At 71.0% G+C, this 15,164-nt stretch carries 13 protein-coding genes and 2 pseudogenes; 7 read left to right on the top strand and 8 right to left on the bottom strand.

Annotation, left to right across the window (positions count from 1 at the left end; genetic code table 11):
• Window positions 1-66: 66 nt before the first annotated feature.
• Window positions 67-210 (bottom strand): hypothetical protein, encoded by a 144-nt coding sequence (locus J2S55_RS27505; protein ID WP_306866675.1) that lies wholly within the window; start codon window positions 208-210, stop codon window positions 67-69.
• A 254-nt stretch (window positions 211-464) separates the two neighbouring features.
• Here J2S55_RS27505 and J2S55_RS27500 point away from each other — a divergent pair, with 254 nt between their 5' ends.
• On the top strand, window positions 465-1,199 hold the full coding sequence (locus J2S55_RS27500; RefSeq protein ID WP_306866671.1) for a YflT domain-containing protein: 735 nt from the start codon (window positions 465-467) through the stop codon (window positions 1,197-1,199).
• Here J2S55_RS27500 and J2S55_RS27495 read toward each other — a convergent pair.
• From J2S55_RS27495 to J2S55_RS27485, 3 genes are all read right to left on the bottom strand, one after another.
• Complete coding sequence (locus J2S55_RS27495; RefSeq protein WP_306866668.1) at window positions 1,157-2,107, bottom strand: carbohydrate ABC transporter permease; 951 nt, start codon at window positions 2,105-2,107, stop codon at window positions 1,157-1,159. The genes J2S55_RS27500 and J2S55_RS27495 overlap by 43 nt on opposite strands.
• 64 nt (window positions 2,108-2,171) lie before the next feature.
• The gene (locus tag J2S55_RS27490) at window positions 2,172-3,143 is read right to left on the bottom strand and encodes a carbohydrate ABC transporter permease (protein ID WP_306866665.1); all 972 of its coding nucleotides are present in this window, start codon (window positions 3,141-3,143) and stop codon (window positions 2,172-2,174) included.
• A gap of 84 nt (window positions 3,144-3,227) precedes the next feature.
• Window positions 3,228-4,583, bottom strand: coding sequence for an ABC transporter substrate-binding protein (locus J2S55_RS27485; protein ID WP_306866662.1), 1,356 nt, complete (start codon window positions 4,581-4,583; stop codon window positions 3,228-3,230).
• A gap of 192 nt (window positions 4,584-4,775) precedes the next feature.
• Between J2S55_RS27485 and J2S55_RS27480 the strand changes: the two genes are divergently transcribed.
• Both J2S55_RS27480 and J2S55_RS48380 read left to right on the top strand, forming a co-directional pair.
• Entirely contained in the window at window positions 4,776-6,155 is a 1,380-nt protein-coding gene (locus tag J2S55_RS27480) for a GH1 family beta-glucosidase (protein ID WP_306866658.1), read from the top strand.
• Window positions 6,152-7,151, top strand: a pseudogene (locus tag J2S55_RS48380) (LacI family DNA-binding transcriptional regulator). The gene J2S55_RS27480 and the pseudogene J2S55_RS48380 overlap by 4 nt, the downstream one beginning before the upstream one ends.
• Here the strand turns inward: J2S55_RS48380 and J2S55_RS27460 are convergent.
• The 3 genes and pseudogenes from J2S55_RS27460 to J2S55_RS27450 all read right to left on the bottom strand — a co-directional run bounded on the left by J2S55_RS27460 (window position 7,135) and on the right by J2S55_RS27450 (window position 9,833).
• On the bottom strand, window positions 7,135-8,130 hold the full coding sequence (locus tag J2S55_RS27460; RefSeq protein ID WP_306866648.1) for a LacI family DNA-binding transcriptional regulator: 996 nt from the start codon (window positions 8,128-8,130) through the stop codon (window positions 7,135-7,137). The pseudogene J2S55_RS48380 and the gene J2S55_RS27460 sit on opposite strands and share 17 nt — an antisense overlap.
• Window positions 8,131-9,042 (bottom strand): annotated as a pseudogene (locus J2S55_RS27455) (glycoside hydrolase family 1 protein); the annotation flags it as partial.
• A 20-nt stretch (window positions 9,043-9,062) separates the two neighbouring features.
• On the bottom strand, window positions 9,063-9,833 hold the full coding sequence (locus J2S55_RS27450) for an SDR family NAD(P)-dependent oxidoreductase (protein ID WP_306866643.1): 771 nt from the start codon (window positions 9,831-9,833) through the stop codon (window positions 9,063-9,065).
• Between the two features lie 160 nt (window positions 9,834-9,993).
• On the opposite strand from J2S55_RS27450, the gene J2S55_RS27445 reads away from it, so the two are divergent.
• The 4 genes from J2S55_RS27445 (at window position 9,994) to J2S55_RS27430 (ending at window position 14,208) form a co-directional block, all read left to right on the top strand.
• Complete coding sequence (locus J2S55_RS27445; RefSeq protein ID WP_306866640.1) at window positions 9,994-10,368, top strand: FKBP-type peptidyl-prolyl cis-trans isomerase; 375 nt, start codon at window positions 9,994-9,996, stop codon at window positions 10,366-10,368.
• A gap of 118 nt (window positions 10,369-10,486) precedes the next feature.
• Entirely contained in the window at window positions 10,487-12,013 is a 1,527-nt protein-coding gene (locus tag J2S55_RS27440; RefSeq protein ID WP_306866637.1) for an ATP-dependent DNA ligase, read from the top strand.
• 249 nt (window positions 12,014-12,262) lie between these two features.
• Window positions 12,263-13,096, top strand: coding sequence for a septal ring lytic transglycosylase RlpA family protein (locus J2S55_RS27435; protein ID WP_306866634.1), 834 nt, complete (start codon window positions 12,263-12,265; stop codon window positions 13,094-13,096).
• Window positions 13,097-13,290: 194 nt separating this feature from the next.
• The gene (locus J2S55_RS27430; protein WP_306866631.1) at window positions 13,291-14,208 is read left to right on the top strand and encodes an AEC family transporter; all 918 of its coding nucleotides are present in this window, start codon (window positions 13,291-13,293) and stop codon (window positions 14,206-14,208) included.
• A 294-nt stretch (window positions 14,209-14,502) separates the two neighbouring features.
• Here J2S55_RS27430 and J2S55_RS27425 read toward each other — a convergent pair whose 3' ends face one another.
• Window positions 14,503-15,087, bottom strand: a complete 585-nt coding sequence (locus J2S55_RS27425) for a DUF1707 and DUF4870 domain-containing protein (RefSeq protein WP_306866628.1) — start codon at window positions 15,085-15,087, stop codon at window positions 14,503-14,505.
• Between the last annotated feature and the right edge of the window lie 77 nt (window positions 15,088-15,164).

Genomic DNA, 15,164 nt, shown 5'->3' with positions numbered 1-15,164 from the left:
GGCCGGGCGGCGGCCCACGGCGCCGCCGCCCCTGGCCCGTCCGCGCCCCGGCGCGTCACGGGGCGATCAGCGGTGCCGCCGCACCCCGGCGGCGCGGCCGCGGCGGTCGTGGGCGGACAACGGCCTGCCCGCGCAGCGGGTGAGACGGCACATCACCATCAGTCCCATGAGCGCGAGCACTGCCTCGACAAGCACGATGAATGCGATCATTCCAGGTTCCTTCGCGGACCTAGCTCCGGACAACCCGTACCGCCGCCCACCGGCGGCATCTATTCCTAAAGAACCTTAACAGTGGCAGGGCGCTTTGTCGCCCTATGTCCCACTTTCGTATGAAAACTTTTCGTTTGAAAGTATTACAGGTCCTCCCCGAGCACAAGGTCCACCGGGAAATCGCGCATTGTCGCCCGGCCGCCGGGTAGTCGCCAGACCGGATTCAACCCCCACACACGGGAAGGCGGACGGACATGGCAGAGCTCTCCACCCCCCTGGCCACCGAGGTCGTCGTCGACCGGAGGGTCCTGGTCGGTTACGACAACTACCTGGCCGCGCAGCGAGCCGTGGACTCGCTCTCCGACGCGGGCTTCCCCGTCGAGCACGTGGCGATCGTCGGCAGCGACCTGAAACTGGAGGAGACCGTCACCGGCCGGATGACCAACGGGCGCGCCGCGCTCGCCGGGGCGGGCAGCGGCGCCGCCTTCGGCGCCGTGGTGGGGATGTTCCTCGGGCTGTTCACCTCGACCACGATGTCGTTCATCGTTCTCGTGCTCTGGGCGGCGCTCTGGGGCGCCGTGATGGGGGCCGCGTTCGGGTTCATCAACCACTTCTTCACCCACGGCAAGCGGGACTTCGCCTCGCGCAGCGCCATCGTCGCCGGCCGCTACGACGTGCTGGTCGCGGCCTCGCACCTCGACCACGCCCGGGCCGTCATGGACGGCGCCCCCGGCCCCGCCGACACCATGGTCGTCGAGGTGCCGCCGTCGGCCGGGCTCTACGATCCGGCCGCCGCGCAGCCCACGGCGCGCGGCAACCACGCCGTCCCGGAGCACCCGGCCCCGGAGCACACGGCGGCGACCGAGCCCGCCGCGCCCGGCCACCACGCCGTCCCGGGGCCCGCGACCTCCGACCACGACGCCGTCACCGGGCCCACGGCCCCGGATCAGCCCTTGACGCTGCCCGCGAGCAGCCCCCGGACGAAGTAGCGCTGCATCGACAGGAAGACGATCAGCGGGATGATCACGGACACGAACGCGCCCGAGGTCAGGCGCTGCCACTCGTTGCCCTTGGTGCCGGCCATCTGCGCCAGCCGTACCGTCATGGGGGCGTTCTCGGCGGTGCCGCCCGCGAAGATCAGGGCCACCAGCAGGTCGTTCCAGACCCAGAGGAACTGGAAGATGCCGAAGCTGGCCAGGGCGGGGCCGACCAGCGGGAGGACGAGCTTGCGCAGGACCGTGCCGTGGCTGGCGCCGTCCACCCTGGCGGCCTCCATGAGCTCGCCGGGCAGTTCGGCCATGAAGTTGTGGATCAGGAAGATACCCAGCGGCAGCGCGAAACAGGTGTGCGCAAACCAGACCTGGACAAAGCGGGCAGGACCCTCCAGGTCCCAGGCGGGCAGCACCTGGACGCCGAAGACGTCAACCCCCTGGGAGAAGAACGACAGCAGCGGGACCAGCGCCATCTGCAGCGGCACGATCTGCAGCGCGAAGACGCCGATGTAGATCCACTCGCGTCCCCGGAAGGGCAGCCAGGCCAGCGCGTAGGCGGCGAAGGTGGCCAGGGCCAGCGGGAGGAGCACCGAGGGGATCGTGATGACGACCGAGTTGATCAGGAAGCTGGCCATCTGGCCGGAGGACGAGGAGGTGCCGAACAGCACCTGCTGGTAGTTCTCCAGCGTGAGCTGCGGGTCGGAGAAGAAGGTCCACCAGCCGGTGGACTTGATCTGGTCCTCCGGGCGCAGCGACGACAGCAGCAGGCCGAAGGTCGGGGTGGTCCACAGGACCGCGATGACGATCGCGACGGCGCTGGCGACCCGGCTCGTCAGCCGCCGCCTGACACGCTGCGGCGCCGTGACGGCCCCGGCCCGTGCCACGGTCTGGGTCAGTGTGGTCACGCGGACTCCTTCGCCGGCCACGTCCCCGTGGCGCCGTGCAGGTCGGCTCGCTCGCTCCACCCGCTCACCGGACCTCCCGGCGCTGCCGGATCTGGTAGATCACGATGGGCGTCACCAGGGCGAACAGGAAGACCGCGAGCGCCGCGCCCTTGCCGGTCTCGCCGTAGCGGAACGCCTGGTTGTACATCTCGTTGGCGATGACGCTGGTGTCGAACTGGCCGCCGGTCATCGTGCGGACGATGTCGAACAGCTTCAGCGTGCCGATCGACTGGGTGACCATGACCACGATCACGGCCGAGCGGATGGAGGGCAGCGTCACCCGGAAGAACATCTGCAGCGGGCCCGCCCCGTCCAGCCGGGCGGCCTCGATGATCTCCGCCGGGATCCCCTTGATCGCAGCGGAGAGCACCACCGTCGCGAAGCCCGCCTGGATCCAGATCATCACCACGATCAGGAACAGCGTGTTCAGCGGGGGCTCCTGCAGCCACTGCTGGGGCTCGCCCCCCATGCTCACCACGATCTGGTTGAGCAGGCCGATCTGGTCCTGGTCCTCGGCGCGGTAGGCGTAGACGAACCGCCAGATGATGCCCGCGCCGACGAAGGAGATCGCCATCGGCAGGAAGACCAGCGACTTGGCGATCGACTCGAAGCGGGTGCGGTCCACCAGGACCGCGTAGACCAGGCCGACCGAGGTCACCAGCAACGGCACGAGCAGGACCCAGATGAGCGTGTTGCGCAGCACGGTCAGGGCCTCGGGCTGGGTGAACATCCAGGCGTAGTTGTCCAGGCCCACCCACTGCTGACCGTCGCCGCTCATGAACGACAGCAGCGTCGTCCGTACGGCGGGCACCACCAGGCCGATGCCGAGCAGGACGAGGGCGGGCAGCAGCAGGATCGTCGCGTGCGGCCAGGCCCGACGCCGCATCGGGACGCGGTCGACCAGCAGCAGGACCACCGCGACCACCGCGAGGAACGCGGCGACGCCGATCAACAGCTGGATGAGCTTGGGCTGTTCGGCCGCGAAGTCGAAGTCCATCGGAGGGATCTCCCGGAAGGATCGTGCCGAAGGGCGACGTGCCCGGCCCCGCAGGCTACGCGGAGCCGGACATATCGGTAAATATCAGGACTTAGGCCAGGAGGCGTCGATGTAGTCGAGGACCGTCTTGGTGTCCTTGCCGTTGATCCAGTCGGTCATGCCCTTCCAGAAGGTGCCGGCACCGACCGCGGCCGGCATCAGGTCCGAGCCGTCGAACCGGAAGACCGTGTCCGGGTCCTGGAGCATCTGCATGGAGAGCTTGTCGATCGGGTTCTGCGCCAGGGCCGGGTCGACGCCCTTGCGCGCGGTGACATAGGTGGCCAGCTTCATCCGGGCCGCGGGGAACTCCGCCGAGGCGAGGTATGCCTGCACGGTCTGGACCTCGGGCCGGTCGGTGAAGGCCGCCACGAACTCGCCCGCGCCGAGGACCGGCTTCTTGGCCGGGTCGTTGCCCGGCAGGTAGAAGGCGAACACGTCGCCGTCCTCGGCCACCTTCGTGCCCTCGGGCCAGAAGTTGGCGTAGAAGGACGCCTGGCGGTGCAGCGCGCACTTGCCCTGTGTGATCGGGACGCCGCCCTCCTGGAAGGCGGTGCTGGCGATCGACTTCACCGGGCCGTAGCCGCCGTTGACGAACTTGTCGTTCTTGAGGATGGCGCCGACCTTGTCGACCGCCGCGACGACCTTGGGGTCGTTGAAGGCGAGCTTGTGGCTCACCCAGTCGTCGTAGCCCTCGGGACCGATCTCCCGGAGCAGGACGTCCTCGATCCAGTCGGTGGCCGGCCAGCCGGTCGCGTCACCCGACTCGATGCCCGCGCACCACGGCTTGATGCCGGTGCCGGCGATCGTGTTGGAGAGCGTCATCAGCTCGTCCCAGGTCGTGGGGACGGTCCAGCCCTTCTCCTTGAACATCTTCGGCGAGTACCAGACGAAGGACTTCACGCTGGCGCCCAGCGGCGCGCCGTAGAAGGTGCCGCCGACGGTCGCGTATTTGGCCCAGTCGGGCGACCAGCCCTCGTCGGTCAGCCGCTTCACCTCGGCCGAGGCGGGCTTGAGCTTGCCGGCCTTGGCGAAACGCTCCAGCAGGCCCGGCTGCGGGAAGAAGGCGATGTCCGGCGGGTTCCCGCCGTCGGCGCGCACCTGGATCTGGGCCTCGAACTCGCCGGTGCCCTCATAGGTGATCTTCATCCCGGTGCACTTCGCGAACGGCTTCCACGCCTGCTCGAAGAGGTCGGCCTCGGTGTCGCGGATCGGAGAGTAGATGCTGACGGTCTTGCCCTCGTGCTTGCCGTACTTGCTGAAGGCCGCGCATTCGGCCGACGCACCGCCGTCCCCGCCGGCCGACGGCTTGGGCTCCGTGGATCCGCAGGCGGCCACGGCCAACGCCAGTCCGACGGTGCTCGCTACCAAGGTGACGCGGTTGGTCCGTGAAAGGAGCGACATGGACCTTCCTCCATATGGTTGCCGGGAAGTGTGAGAGCGCTCTCTGGAAGAATTGTCCGCCCGCGTTCCCGCTGTCAATAACTGTGATATTACAGTTACAGTCCCCATTTTCTTGACAGGTAACTCAGACAGCCATGATGCTCCAAAGAGAGCGCTCTCACACTTCCCGGAACAGAATGGAGCGGTGAAGAGATGACCATGTCCGCCGAAAAGTCCTACATTCTTGAGGACTCCGGCGTGCTGAGGTTCCCCGAAGGCTTCATCTGGGGCGCCGCCACCGCTGCCTACCAGATCGAGGGCGCGGCGCGGGACGGCGGCAGGGGCCCCTCCATCTGGGACACCTTCTCCCGGACCCCCGGCAAGGTGCACGCCGGGCACACCGGCGACGTGGCCTGCGACCACTATCACCGCTACCCCGACGACGTCCGCCTCATGGGTGACCTGGGCCTGCACGCCTACCGCTTCTCCATCTCCTGGCCTCGCGTCCAGCCCGACGGCTCCGGCCCGGTCAACCCGCGCGGCCTGGACTTCTACGACCGCCTGGTGGACGAGCTGCACGGGACCGGCATCACCCCGATCGCGACGCTCTACCACTGGGACCTGCCGCAGACCCTGGAGGATCGGGGCGGCTGGACCAGTCGGGAGACCGCCGAACGGTTCGCCGAATACGCCGCGATCGTACACTCGCGGCTGGGCGACCGGGTCGAAACGTGGACCACGCTCAACGAGCCCTGGTGCTCGGCCTTCCTCGGCTACGCCTCGGGCATCCACGCGCCGGGCCGCGCCGAGCCGGGGCTGGGCTTCGCCGCCACCCACCACCTGCTGCTCGGCCACGGGCTGGCGGTCGGGGCACTGCGCGCGGCGGGCGCGGGCCGGATCGGCATCACGCTCAACCTCGCCCCCGTGCTCGGCGACGACGCCGAGGCGGTCTCCATCGTCGACGGCCTGCAGAACCGGATCTTCCTCGACCCCGTGCTACGCGGGGAATACCCCGCCGACGTGGTGGAACGGGCCAAGCGCTTCACCGATTGGTCCTTCGTCGAGGGCGGCGATCTGGAGACCATCGGTCGGCCGATCGACCTGCTCGGCGTGAACTACTACCACCCGCAGACCGTGGCCGCCCGCACCGGCGCGCCCGCCAACCCGACCTATCCGGGCAGCGAGGGGATCGACTTCCCCCGCCCCGACGTGCCCAGGACCGCGATGGGCTGGCCGGTCCAGCCGTTCGGGCTGACCGACCTCCTGGTACGGCTGTCGCGCGACTACCCCGGCACCCCGCTGATCATCACCGAGAACGGCGCCGCCTTCGACGACGTCGTGGAGGACGGCCAGATCCACGACACCGGCCGCCTGTCCTACCTCGACGGGCACCTGCGCGCCGCCCACGCCGCCATCGAGGCCGGCGCGGACCTGCGCGGATACCTCGTCTGGTCGCTGCTGGACAACTTCGAGTGGGCCGAGGGCTACGCCAAGCGGTTCGGCGTCGTGCACGTCGACTACACCACGCAGCGGCGCACCCCCAAGGACAGCGCGCTGTGGTATCGCGACGTCGTCCGCCGGAACGGGCTGTGAGGGCCCGACCGACTCTGGAGAAGGTGGCCGCCCGGGCGGGAGTGTCCCGGGCGACCGCCTCACGGGTGATCAACGGCTCCCCCCGGGTGGCCCCGCGGATCCGCGAGGCGGTCAACCGCGCCGTGGAGGAGCTGGGCTACGTCCCCAACCAGGCGGCGCGGAGCCTGGTCACCCAGCGGGCCGACTCGATCGCCCTGGTCTTCCCCGAGCCCGCCACCCGCGTCTTCTCCGACGACCCGACCTTCGCCGGGATCATCCGGGGAGTCAGCCTGGAGATCGAGAAGGCCGACAAGCAGCTCGTGCTGATGCTCACCGGCCCGGACGGCAGCTACCACCGGGTCGAGCGCTACGCCACCAACGGGCACATCGACGGCGTGATCGTCGCGTCGATGCACGGCGCCGACCCGCTGCCGGGGATCCTGACCCGGCGGGGGCGTCCCGGTGGTCTGCGGCGGGCGGCCCGGCGTGCCCGGCGACCTTCCATACGTGGACATGGACAACACCGGGGGCGCCGAACGCGCGGTCCGGCACCTGGTGGAGCAGGGGCGCCGCCGGATCGCCACCATCGCGGGCCCCCAGGACATGATCGCCGGGATCGACCGGCTGACCGGCTACCGCGACGCCCTGCGCGACTCCGACCGCCGCTCCATCGTCGCGGTCGGCGACTTCACCCGGGAGTCCGGCGCGGTCGCGATGCGCCAGCTCCTGGCCGACGACCCGGAGCTGGACGCGGTGTTCGTGGCCAACGACCTGATGGCGCTGGGCGCGCTGCGGACACTGCGCCGGGCGGGGCGCCGGATCCCCGGCGACGTCGCCGTGGTCGGCTTCGACGACATCCCGGCCGCGGCCTACGCCGACCCCCCGCTGAGCACCGTCCGGCAACCGACCGTGGAGATGGGGCGGCGGCTGGCCCGTATGGTGTTGAAGCAGGAGGAGGGGACCCCGGTGGTGCTCCCCACCGAGCTGGTGGTGCGGGAGTCTACGAGGAAGTCCTGACGACGAGCTCCGTGGGCATGATCAACGGGTCGGTGGGGCCGTCCTCCAGGAGACCGAGCAGCAGGCGGACCATGGCCGCGGCCTGCTCCGCGTGCGGGTTGCGGACGGTGGTGAGCGGCGGGTCGGTGTAGCGGGCGGCCTCGATGTCGTCGAAGCCGACGACGGCCACGTCGTCGGGGATCCGGCGTCCCGCCTGCCGCAGCGCGTGCATGGCGCCGATCGCCATAAGGTCGTTGGCGGCGAACACCGCGTCCAGCTCCGGGTCGTCGGCCAGGAGCTGGCGCATCGCGACCGCGCCGGACTCCCGGGTGAAGTCGCCGACCGCGATGATGGAGCGGCGGTCGGAGTCGTGGAGCACCTGCCGGTAGCCGGCCAGCCGGTCCTGGCCGCCGATCATGTCCAGCGGCCCGGCGATCGTGGCGATCCGCCGCCTCCCCCGCTCCAGCAGGTGACGTACGGCGGTGGCCGCGCCGCTCACGTTGTCGCTGTCCACGTACGGGATGGCGACCGGCACCGCGGGCCTGCCGTACGAGACGACCGGGACGCGCAGCCGGGTGAGCGCCACGGGCAGCGGGTCGGCGCCATGACTCGACACGAGCATGACGCCGTCCACGTGACCGCCGGCGATGTAGTGCTCCACCCGGGCGTGACTCTCCGGCGACCCGGCCAGCAGCAGGACGACCTGCATGTTGACGGCCTCCAGCTCGATGCTGGCCGAGCGGATCACGGTGGAGAACATCGGGTCGTCGGAGAACACCCGGTTCGGGGGCTCCGAGACGACCAGTGCGATCGAGTTGGTCCGCTGGGTGACCAGGTTGCGGGCCGCGCCGTTGGGGACGTAGCCCAGCTCGTTCACCGCCCGCAGCACCACCTCACGGATGTCCGGCGTGACCGTGGTCTGGCCGTTCACCACCCGGGAAACGGTCGACCGGGAGACTCCGGCACGGGCGGCGACCGCCTCCAAGGTGGGTCGTCTCATCTAATCCCCCAGCAGTCCGTTCCGCTTGATGACCTCGCGGTACCACAGCGCGCTGTCCTTGAGCAGGCGCCGCTGCGTGGCGAAGTCGACATGCACGATGCCGAACCTACGCCGGTAGCCCTCGGCCCACTCGAAATTATCCAGCAGCGACCAGACCAGATAGCCCCGCACGTCCGCGCCCTCCGCGATCGCGGCGTGCACGGCGCGCAGGTGGCCGTCCAGGTAGCCGGTCCGGCCGGCGTCGTGGACGCGGCCGTCCTCCACGACGTCGTCGAAGGCGGCGCCGTTCTCGGTGACGACCAGGCCGACCCCGGGATAGTCGTCGGCCAGCCGCAGGAGCAGCCGGGACAGCCCGTTGGGCACGATCGGCCAGCCCATCGCGGTGACCGGCACGTCGACCGTGCGGAACCGGACGTCCTCGCTGCCCGGCCATGCCGCGTCGGCCGCCTCGCCGGGCCCCGACTCCACCACGCAAGGGTTGTAGTAGTTGATGCCGATCGTCTCGATCGGCTGGTTGACGGTCCCGAGGTCGCCGTCGCGGATGTCCGCGAGGCCGCCGTTGCGCTCGGCGATCGCGAGCAGCTCCGCGGGATACTCCCCGCGCAGCGCGGGGTCGAGGAACTGCCGGGTGAGCAGGGCGTCGATCCGCCTGACCGCCTCGGCGTCCTCCAGGGCCTGGGGCAGGTCCCAGTGGTAGAGGGTGGCGTACGGCGTTATCCCGGCCTCCAGCAGCCTGTCGACCAGGCGGCTGTAGAAGTCCAGGCCACGGGGGTTGATCCGGCCGGTGCCGTCGGGCTGGACGCGGGGCCAGGCGACGGAGAAGCGGTAGGCGCCCAGGCCCAGCCCGCTCATCAGCCGGACGTCGTCGGCGTAGTGGAAGTAGTGCTCGCAGGCGACGTCACCGGTGTCGCCGCGCTCCCCAGCGTTTCCGATCAAGGCCCGGTGCGCCGCCAGCCCCCCGCGGCGTGGATGCCGCCGTCCACGTGCAGGGTGGTCCCGGTGACGAACCCGGCCATCTCGCTCGCCAGGAACACCACGGCGGCCCCGGCCTCCGCAGGGTCGCCCAGATGGCCGAGCGGCGGCAGCCGTACCGGCTCGAAGGGCAGCGGGTCCGCCGCCATGCGCTCCCGCACGGCCTCCTCTCCCCCGGTGGGGAGCGCGTCGGGCGCGACGGCGTTGACCCGGATCCTCCGAGGAGCCAGCTCCAGCGCGAGCGAGCGGGTCAGGCTCTCCACGGCCGCCTTCATCGCGGCGTAGACCGCGAACCCGGGCGCGGCCTGGTGTGCCTCGCTGGAGGTGACGTTGACGATCGACGCCCCCGGGGCCATCAGCGGCAGAAACTGCCTGATCACAGCGGTCACCTGGGTGAAGTTCTCCGCGATCAGCGTGCTCTCGCCCCGCGGGGAGGTCTCGGCGAAGGCCGCGTGGAAGGTCCCGCCGGCATTGTTGACCAGCACGTCCACCCGCCCGAACCGCTCCCGCACCGCCTGGCCGAACACCTCCAGCGCGACCGGGTCCCGCACGTCCATGGTCATCGTGAGCGTGTCGAACCCGTCGATCGGATCCCGGTCGCACAGCGCCAGCTCCGCGCCGAACTCCCGCAGACTCTCCGCGATCGCCCGCCCGAGCCCCCGCGCCGCACCGGTGACGACCGCGACCTTCCCGGTGAGGAGGATCTCCTCCGGGGTGTACGGCTTGCGCATCCCACCTCCACGGGTCCCCTTGGGAGATCTCCACGGGTCCCCTCGAGAGTACGACGCCGGGGCCGTCGCGTCCCTCCGCCTCTCATACGGCCGCCGGACCCCGTAGAGTCGTCCGGCCGGTCGGAAATAGGCCGGCACGTATCCGATCAAGGAGAGCCACGTGGCACTGGAGAAGCCGGAGATCGACTTCCCGGAGGGCGACGCGCCCACCGAGCTGCAGATCGTCGACATCGTCGAGGGGGACGGCCCGGAGGCCAAGCCGGGGCACCAGGTCAGCGTGCACTACGTCGGCGTCGCCTTCTCCACCGGCGAGGAGTTCGACGCTTCGTGGAACCGCGGTGACACCTTCGAGTTCCAGCTGGGCGGCGGCCAGGTCATCGCGGGCTGGGACCAGGGTGTCGCGGGCATGAAGGTCGGTGGCCGCCGCCGCCTCACCATCCCGCCCCACCTCGGCTACGGCAACCGCGGCGCGGGCGCCCGCATCAAGCCGGGCGAGACGCTCATCTTCGTCGTGGACCTGCTCGGCGTCAGCTGACGTCCCCGTGACGGGCCACCCCGCTGCCAGGGGTGGCCCGTTCCCCGTGGCTGGACCGCTCCGGAAAGCGGAGCTCCACTCTCCCGGAATGTCACCCCCAGCTTTTAGGCTGGGCCTTGTGTTGTTGATCGACCTTGCGCGCACCTCCACGGCCGTGGCGGCCGACTCCGCCAGGCTGACGAAGATCGGCCATCTCGCGGAGCTGCTCGGCCGGGTCGGACCGGACGAGGCCGAGATCGCCATCGCCTACCTCTCCGGCGAGCTGCCCCAGCGCCACATCGGCGTGGGCTGGGCCGGCCTGCAGGATCCGCCCGATCCGCGCCTGGCCGCGACCGCCACCCTGCGCCAGGTCGACGACCTCCTCGACCGCATCAAGGCCCAGGCGGGCCCCGGCTCCCAGGCCGCGCGCAGATCCCTGGTCACCGAGCTGTTCGGCGCGCTCACCCGCCAGGAGCAGACCTTCATGATGCGGCTGCTCCGCAGCGAGCTGAGGCAGGGCGCGCTGGACGGAGTGATGATCGAGGCCATCGCGAAGGCGTCCACCGTGCCGACGGCCGAGGTCCGGCGGGCGCTGACCCTCCGCGGCTGGCTGCCGGCCGTGGGAGCGGCCGCGCTCAGCGGCGGGGTCGAGGCGTTGCGGGCCTTCCACCTGGAGGTCGGCCGCCCGGTGTCGCCGATGCTCGCGCAGAGCGCCACCTCCGTCGCCGCCGCCCTGGGCAAGCTCGGCGGCCCGGCCGCGATCGAGTGGAAGCTCGACGGCGTCCGGGTCCAGGCCCACCGCTCCGGCGACACGGTGAGCGTCTTCACCCGGACCCTCGACGACATCACCGCCCGGGTGCCCGAGCTGGTCGAGGCGGTCCGCGCCCTGCCCTCCCAGGACCTCGTCCTGGACGGCGAGGTCATCGCGCTACGCCCCGACGGCCGCCCCGAGCCCTTCCAGATCACCTCCGGCCGCGTGTCCAGCCGCGTCGACGTGGCCCAGGTCCGCGCGAAGACCCCGCTGCGCGTGTTCTTCTTCGACGCCCTGCGGGTGGACGGCGCCGACCTGCTGGAGCTGCCGGGCGAGGCGCGCCACGCGGCGCTGGCCGCGGCCGTGCCGCCGGAGCTGGTCACCCCCCGCCTGGTCACCGACGACGTCGCGAGCGGTGAGGCGTTCTTCGCAGATGTCATCAGGGCCGGCCATGAGGGCGTGGTGGTCAAGTCGCTGCAGACGCCCTACGCCGCCGGGCGGCGTGGCGCCGGCTGGATCAAGGTGAAACCCCGCCACACGCTCGATCTGGTCGTCCTGGCCGCCGAATGGGGCAGCGGCCGCCGCGAGGGCAGGCTCTCCAACCTGCACCTGGGCGCCCGCGACCCGCGGACCGGCGGGTTCGTCATGCTCGGCAAGACCTTCAAGGGCCTGACCGACGAGCTGCTCGCCTGGCAGACCCAGCGCTTCCTCGAGCTCGCCGAGGGCCCCACCGACGGCTGGGTGGTCGCCCTCCCCCCGGTTCTCGTCGTCGAGATCGCCTTCGACGGGGTCCAGCAGTCCAGCCGCTACCCCGGTGGCATGGCACTCCGCTTCGCCCGGGTGATCCGCTACCGCCCCGACAAGACCGCCGACCAGGCCGACACCGTCGACATGGTGCGCTCACTGATGCTCTGACCACATCCGCCGGCATTGCACCAGGGAGGCGGATCACCCACCGATCCGTCACGTTCTCTTGACCAGGTGACATAAGTCACCCTTGCGACATTAACTTGCCTTTACTACCTGTTTGTCGCATATGGTCAACCGCATTACGCGGGAAACACCCCTGTGCCCCGCCCTGGGATCGGCCGACGCGTATCCCCCACCTCCTCTGCCCCGTACGGCCCTCCCCTGCCCTGCCCCCGATTTTGGACCGTGGTTTCCTTGGGCCTGCACTCCTACACCCCGTCCCCCGACACGCCGTCCTCCAAGAAAGCGCTGATGAGCAAGCGGCGCCTGGTGGCGCTGGCCGCCGGCGTCACCGTGGTGGCCGTGGCCTCGACCACCGCCTGGGCCGTCTCCTCCGGCGGCGACGCCTCTCAGACTGCCGCCTCCGCCGCTCTGACCAGCGCGCGGCAGCCAGGTGCCCAGTCCCCCGGCACCGCCCCGGACGGCTCCACGCCTTCCCAGAGTCCGGTGAGCGGGAGCGCGACGGCCGCCGCCGACCAGATCACCTCACCGTCCGCCAGGCCGTCCGCCAGTCCTTCCGCGGGTCCGTCCGCCCCTCTCCGGGCTCCGGCCGGACCGAGCACTGCGGCCGTCCCGACCAGGACCGGCGCCCCCAAGGCCGCCCCCAGGAAGGAGAGCACGGCCGCTCCCAAGGCGGAGGCCGTACGCGACGACGCCGTCACCGCCAGGAAGGAGAACGCGCCGAAGACCGACAGGACCCGCACCCCGAAGAAGGTCGCCTCCAGGCCGAAGACTCACGTGGTCTCCACCGGGACCTGCGGCGCCTCCTACTACGCGGAGGGGCAGATGACGGCCAGCGGCGAGCGCTTCAACCCCGGCGCGATGACCGCCGCGCACAAGACTCTCCCCATGGGCAGCAGGGTCCGGGTGACCAATCCCGCCAACGGCGAGTCGGTGACGGTCCGGATCAACGACCGTGGCCCCTACGTGGGCGGACGCTGCCTCGACCTGTCCAAGGCCGCCTTCTCCGCCATCGGCAGCATCGGCGCCGGGGTCATGCGGGTCAAGTATGAGGTCCTCGGCACCTGACCGCGGCCCGCCGGGGCGGATGCGTCAGCATCGACACCGGCATGCCCCAGGCCGAGCACGGAGCCCTGAGTCCCCTGGGCTCCCTCGGCCCCGGCCCGCCGGGCCGGATGCGGAACGGCCCGGCCGCCGGCCGTCAAGATCGAGCAGGATACGCTCGACTCCTGCCGGTGCAAGGAGATTGGGGTGATCACTCGTTGATCGCGGCCTTCACCCCGATCTGGACACTGACACTGCTCGGCTACCTGGCCGGACGGTTCCGGCTGCTCGGCGCGGAGGCCGACCGGGTGCTCGGCGCCTTCGTCTTCCACCTCGCGATGCCGGCCGCGCTGTTCTCCGTTCTCATGCGGACCCGGCTGTCGTTCAGCTGGTCCGCGCTGGGCGCCTTCGCCGCCGGCACCGCCGTGACCATGGCCCTGGGCGCCGTTCTGAGCCGCCGGTTCTTCGGCCGGAAGCCCGGCGAGGCCACGATCGGTGCGATGTCCGCCGGTTACGTGAACTCCGCGAACCTCGGCATCCCTGTCACCCTGCAGGTGCTCGGCGACGCCACCTTCCTGACCGGGGTGCTGCTGTTCCAGGTCATGGTGATCACCCCCCTGGTGCTCGCGCTCCTGGACCGGGGCGCCGACCGGCGGCTCCGGCCGGCCCGGCTGGCAGGGCTGCCGCTGCGCAACCCGGTGATCCTCGGCCTGGCCGCCGGCGCGCTCTGCTCGGCCTCCGGCTGGCAGCCACCCACGATGATCACCGGGCCACTCGCCCTGCTCGGCGACGCCGCCGTGCCCGCCGCCCTGGTCGCCCTCGGTCTCTCCCTGACCGTGCGCGGCCCGGGTCTGGCGGGCGAGCGGGCCGAGGTGCTGGCGCTGTCGGCCCTGAAACTGCTGGTCCAGCCGCTGCTGGCATATCTGTTCGGACTGCTGGCGCAGCTCCGCCCGGCCGAGCTGCTCGCGCTGGTGGTCTGCGCCGCCCTCCCCACCGCGCAGAACGCCTACATCTTCGCCCGCGAATACGGTCAGGCCGATTCGGTGGCGCGCGGGGCGGTGATCACCAGCACCGCGCTGTCGATGCTCACCCTCGCAGTGATCGGCTGGCTGCTGGGGTCACCGGCAGCGCCCTGACAGCGCCCTGACGCATTGCCCTGGCCGCAGCGCGCGATCCACCGCGACCCGCCCCTGATCCGATGGCCGCCTGCCGGCTGATCCAGTAACCGCCTATCGGCTATGGCCCGGTAGCCGCCTACCGGGCTGATCCAGCGGCCTCCTACCAGCTGGTCCAGCGCCGGCCCACCGGCTGCGGCCCGGTAACTGCCTACCGGGCTTGATCCAGCGACCGCCCACCGGCTGTGGCCCGTTGACCGCCTACCGGCAGATCGGGGGGCACCTACGGCTCGCCCTGGGCGGCTCCGGGCGGTCCTACTTCACCAGGCGTAGCGTGAGCGGGTAGCGGAAGTCGCCCTCGCCCAGCGCCGCCATGCCTCCGACCACGGACAGGACCACGCCTCCGATCCAGAGCACGGGCATCAGGACGAGGCCCACGACGGTGATCGCCAGCAGGACGGTGGCCCCGAGCAGGGTGAGCTGGAAGTTGAGCGCCTCCACCGCGTGCTTGCGGATGTAGGGCGAGGTCTTGCCCGCGGCGAGCAGCATGATCAGCGGGCCGATCACGAACAGGCCGGCCAGCGGGAGCAGGTGCGCCGCCGCCGCGCCCAGGCGATCTCCCCCCGTGTCGGCCCGCACGTTGTGATGGTGGCCCGGCACCGTCCGGCCGGGCGGGTAGGGCATGGGGGCGACCGGGCGCGGGCCGTACAGCTCGTGCATGATCGGCATGAGGTCGCCATGGACGCGGGCCGTCATCGCCCGCTCCAGCCGGTCGTCGAACTCGAACTTGTCGAACCGCCCCTCCGCGTAGGCGGCCTTGACGTGCTCGACCACCTGCTCCCGGTCCTGGTTGCTCACCCTGAGGTCGGCGTGGCCGGGCCTCACGCCGGGTGCCGGCACGCCTCCGTGCCATGGGCTCGCCACTGGTGTCGCTCTGCCTGCCATGGAACCGACATCCCTTTCGTCGCCGCTTTGCC

Origin of the sequence: Streptosporangium brasiliense (assembly GCF_030811595.1) — a bacterium.
Classification (GTDB): Bacteria; Actinomycetota; Actinomycetes; order Streptosporangiales; family Streptosporangiaceae; genus Streptosporangium; species Streptosporangium brasiliense.
This window is presented reverse-complemented; position numbering and strand designations above follow the sequence as displayed.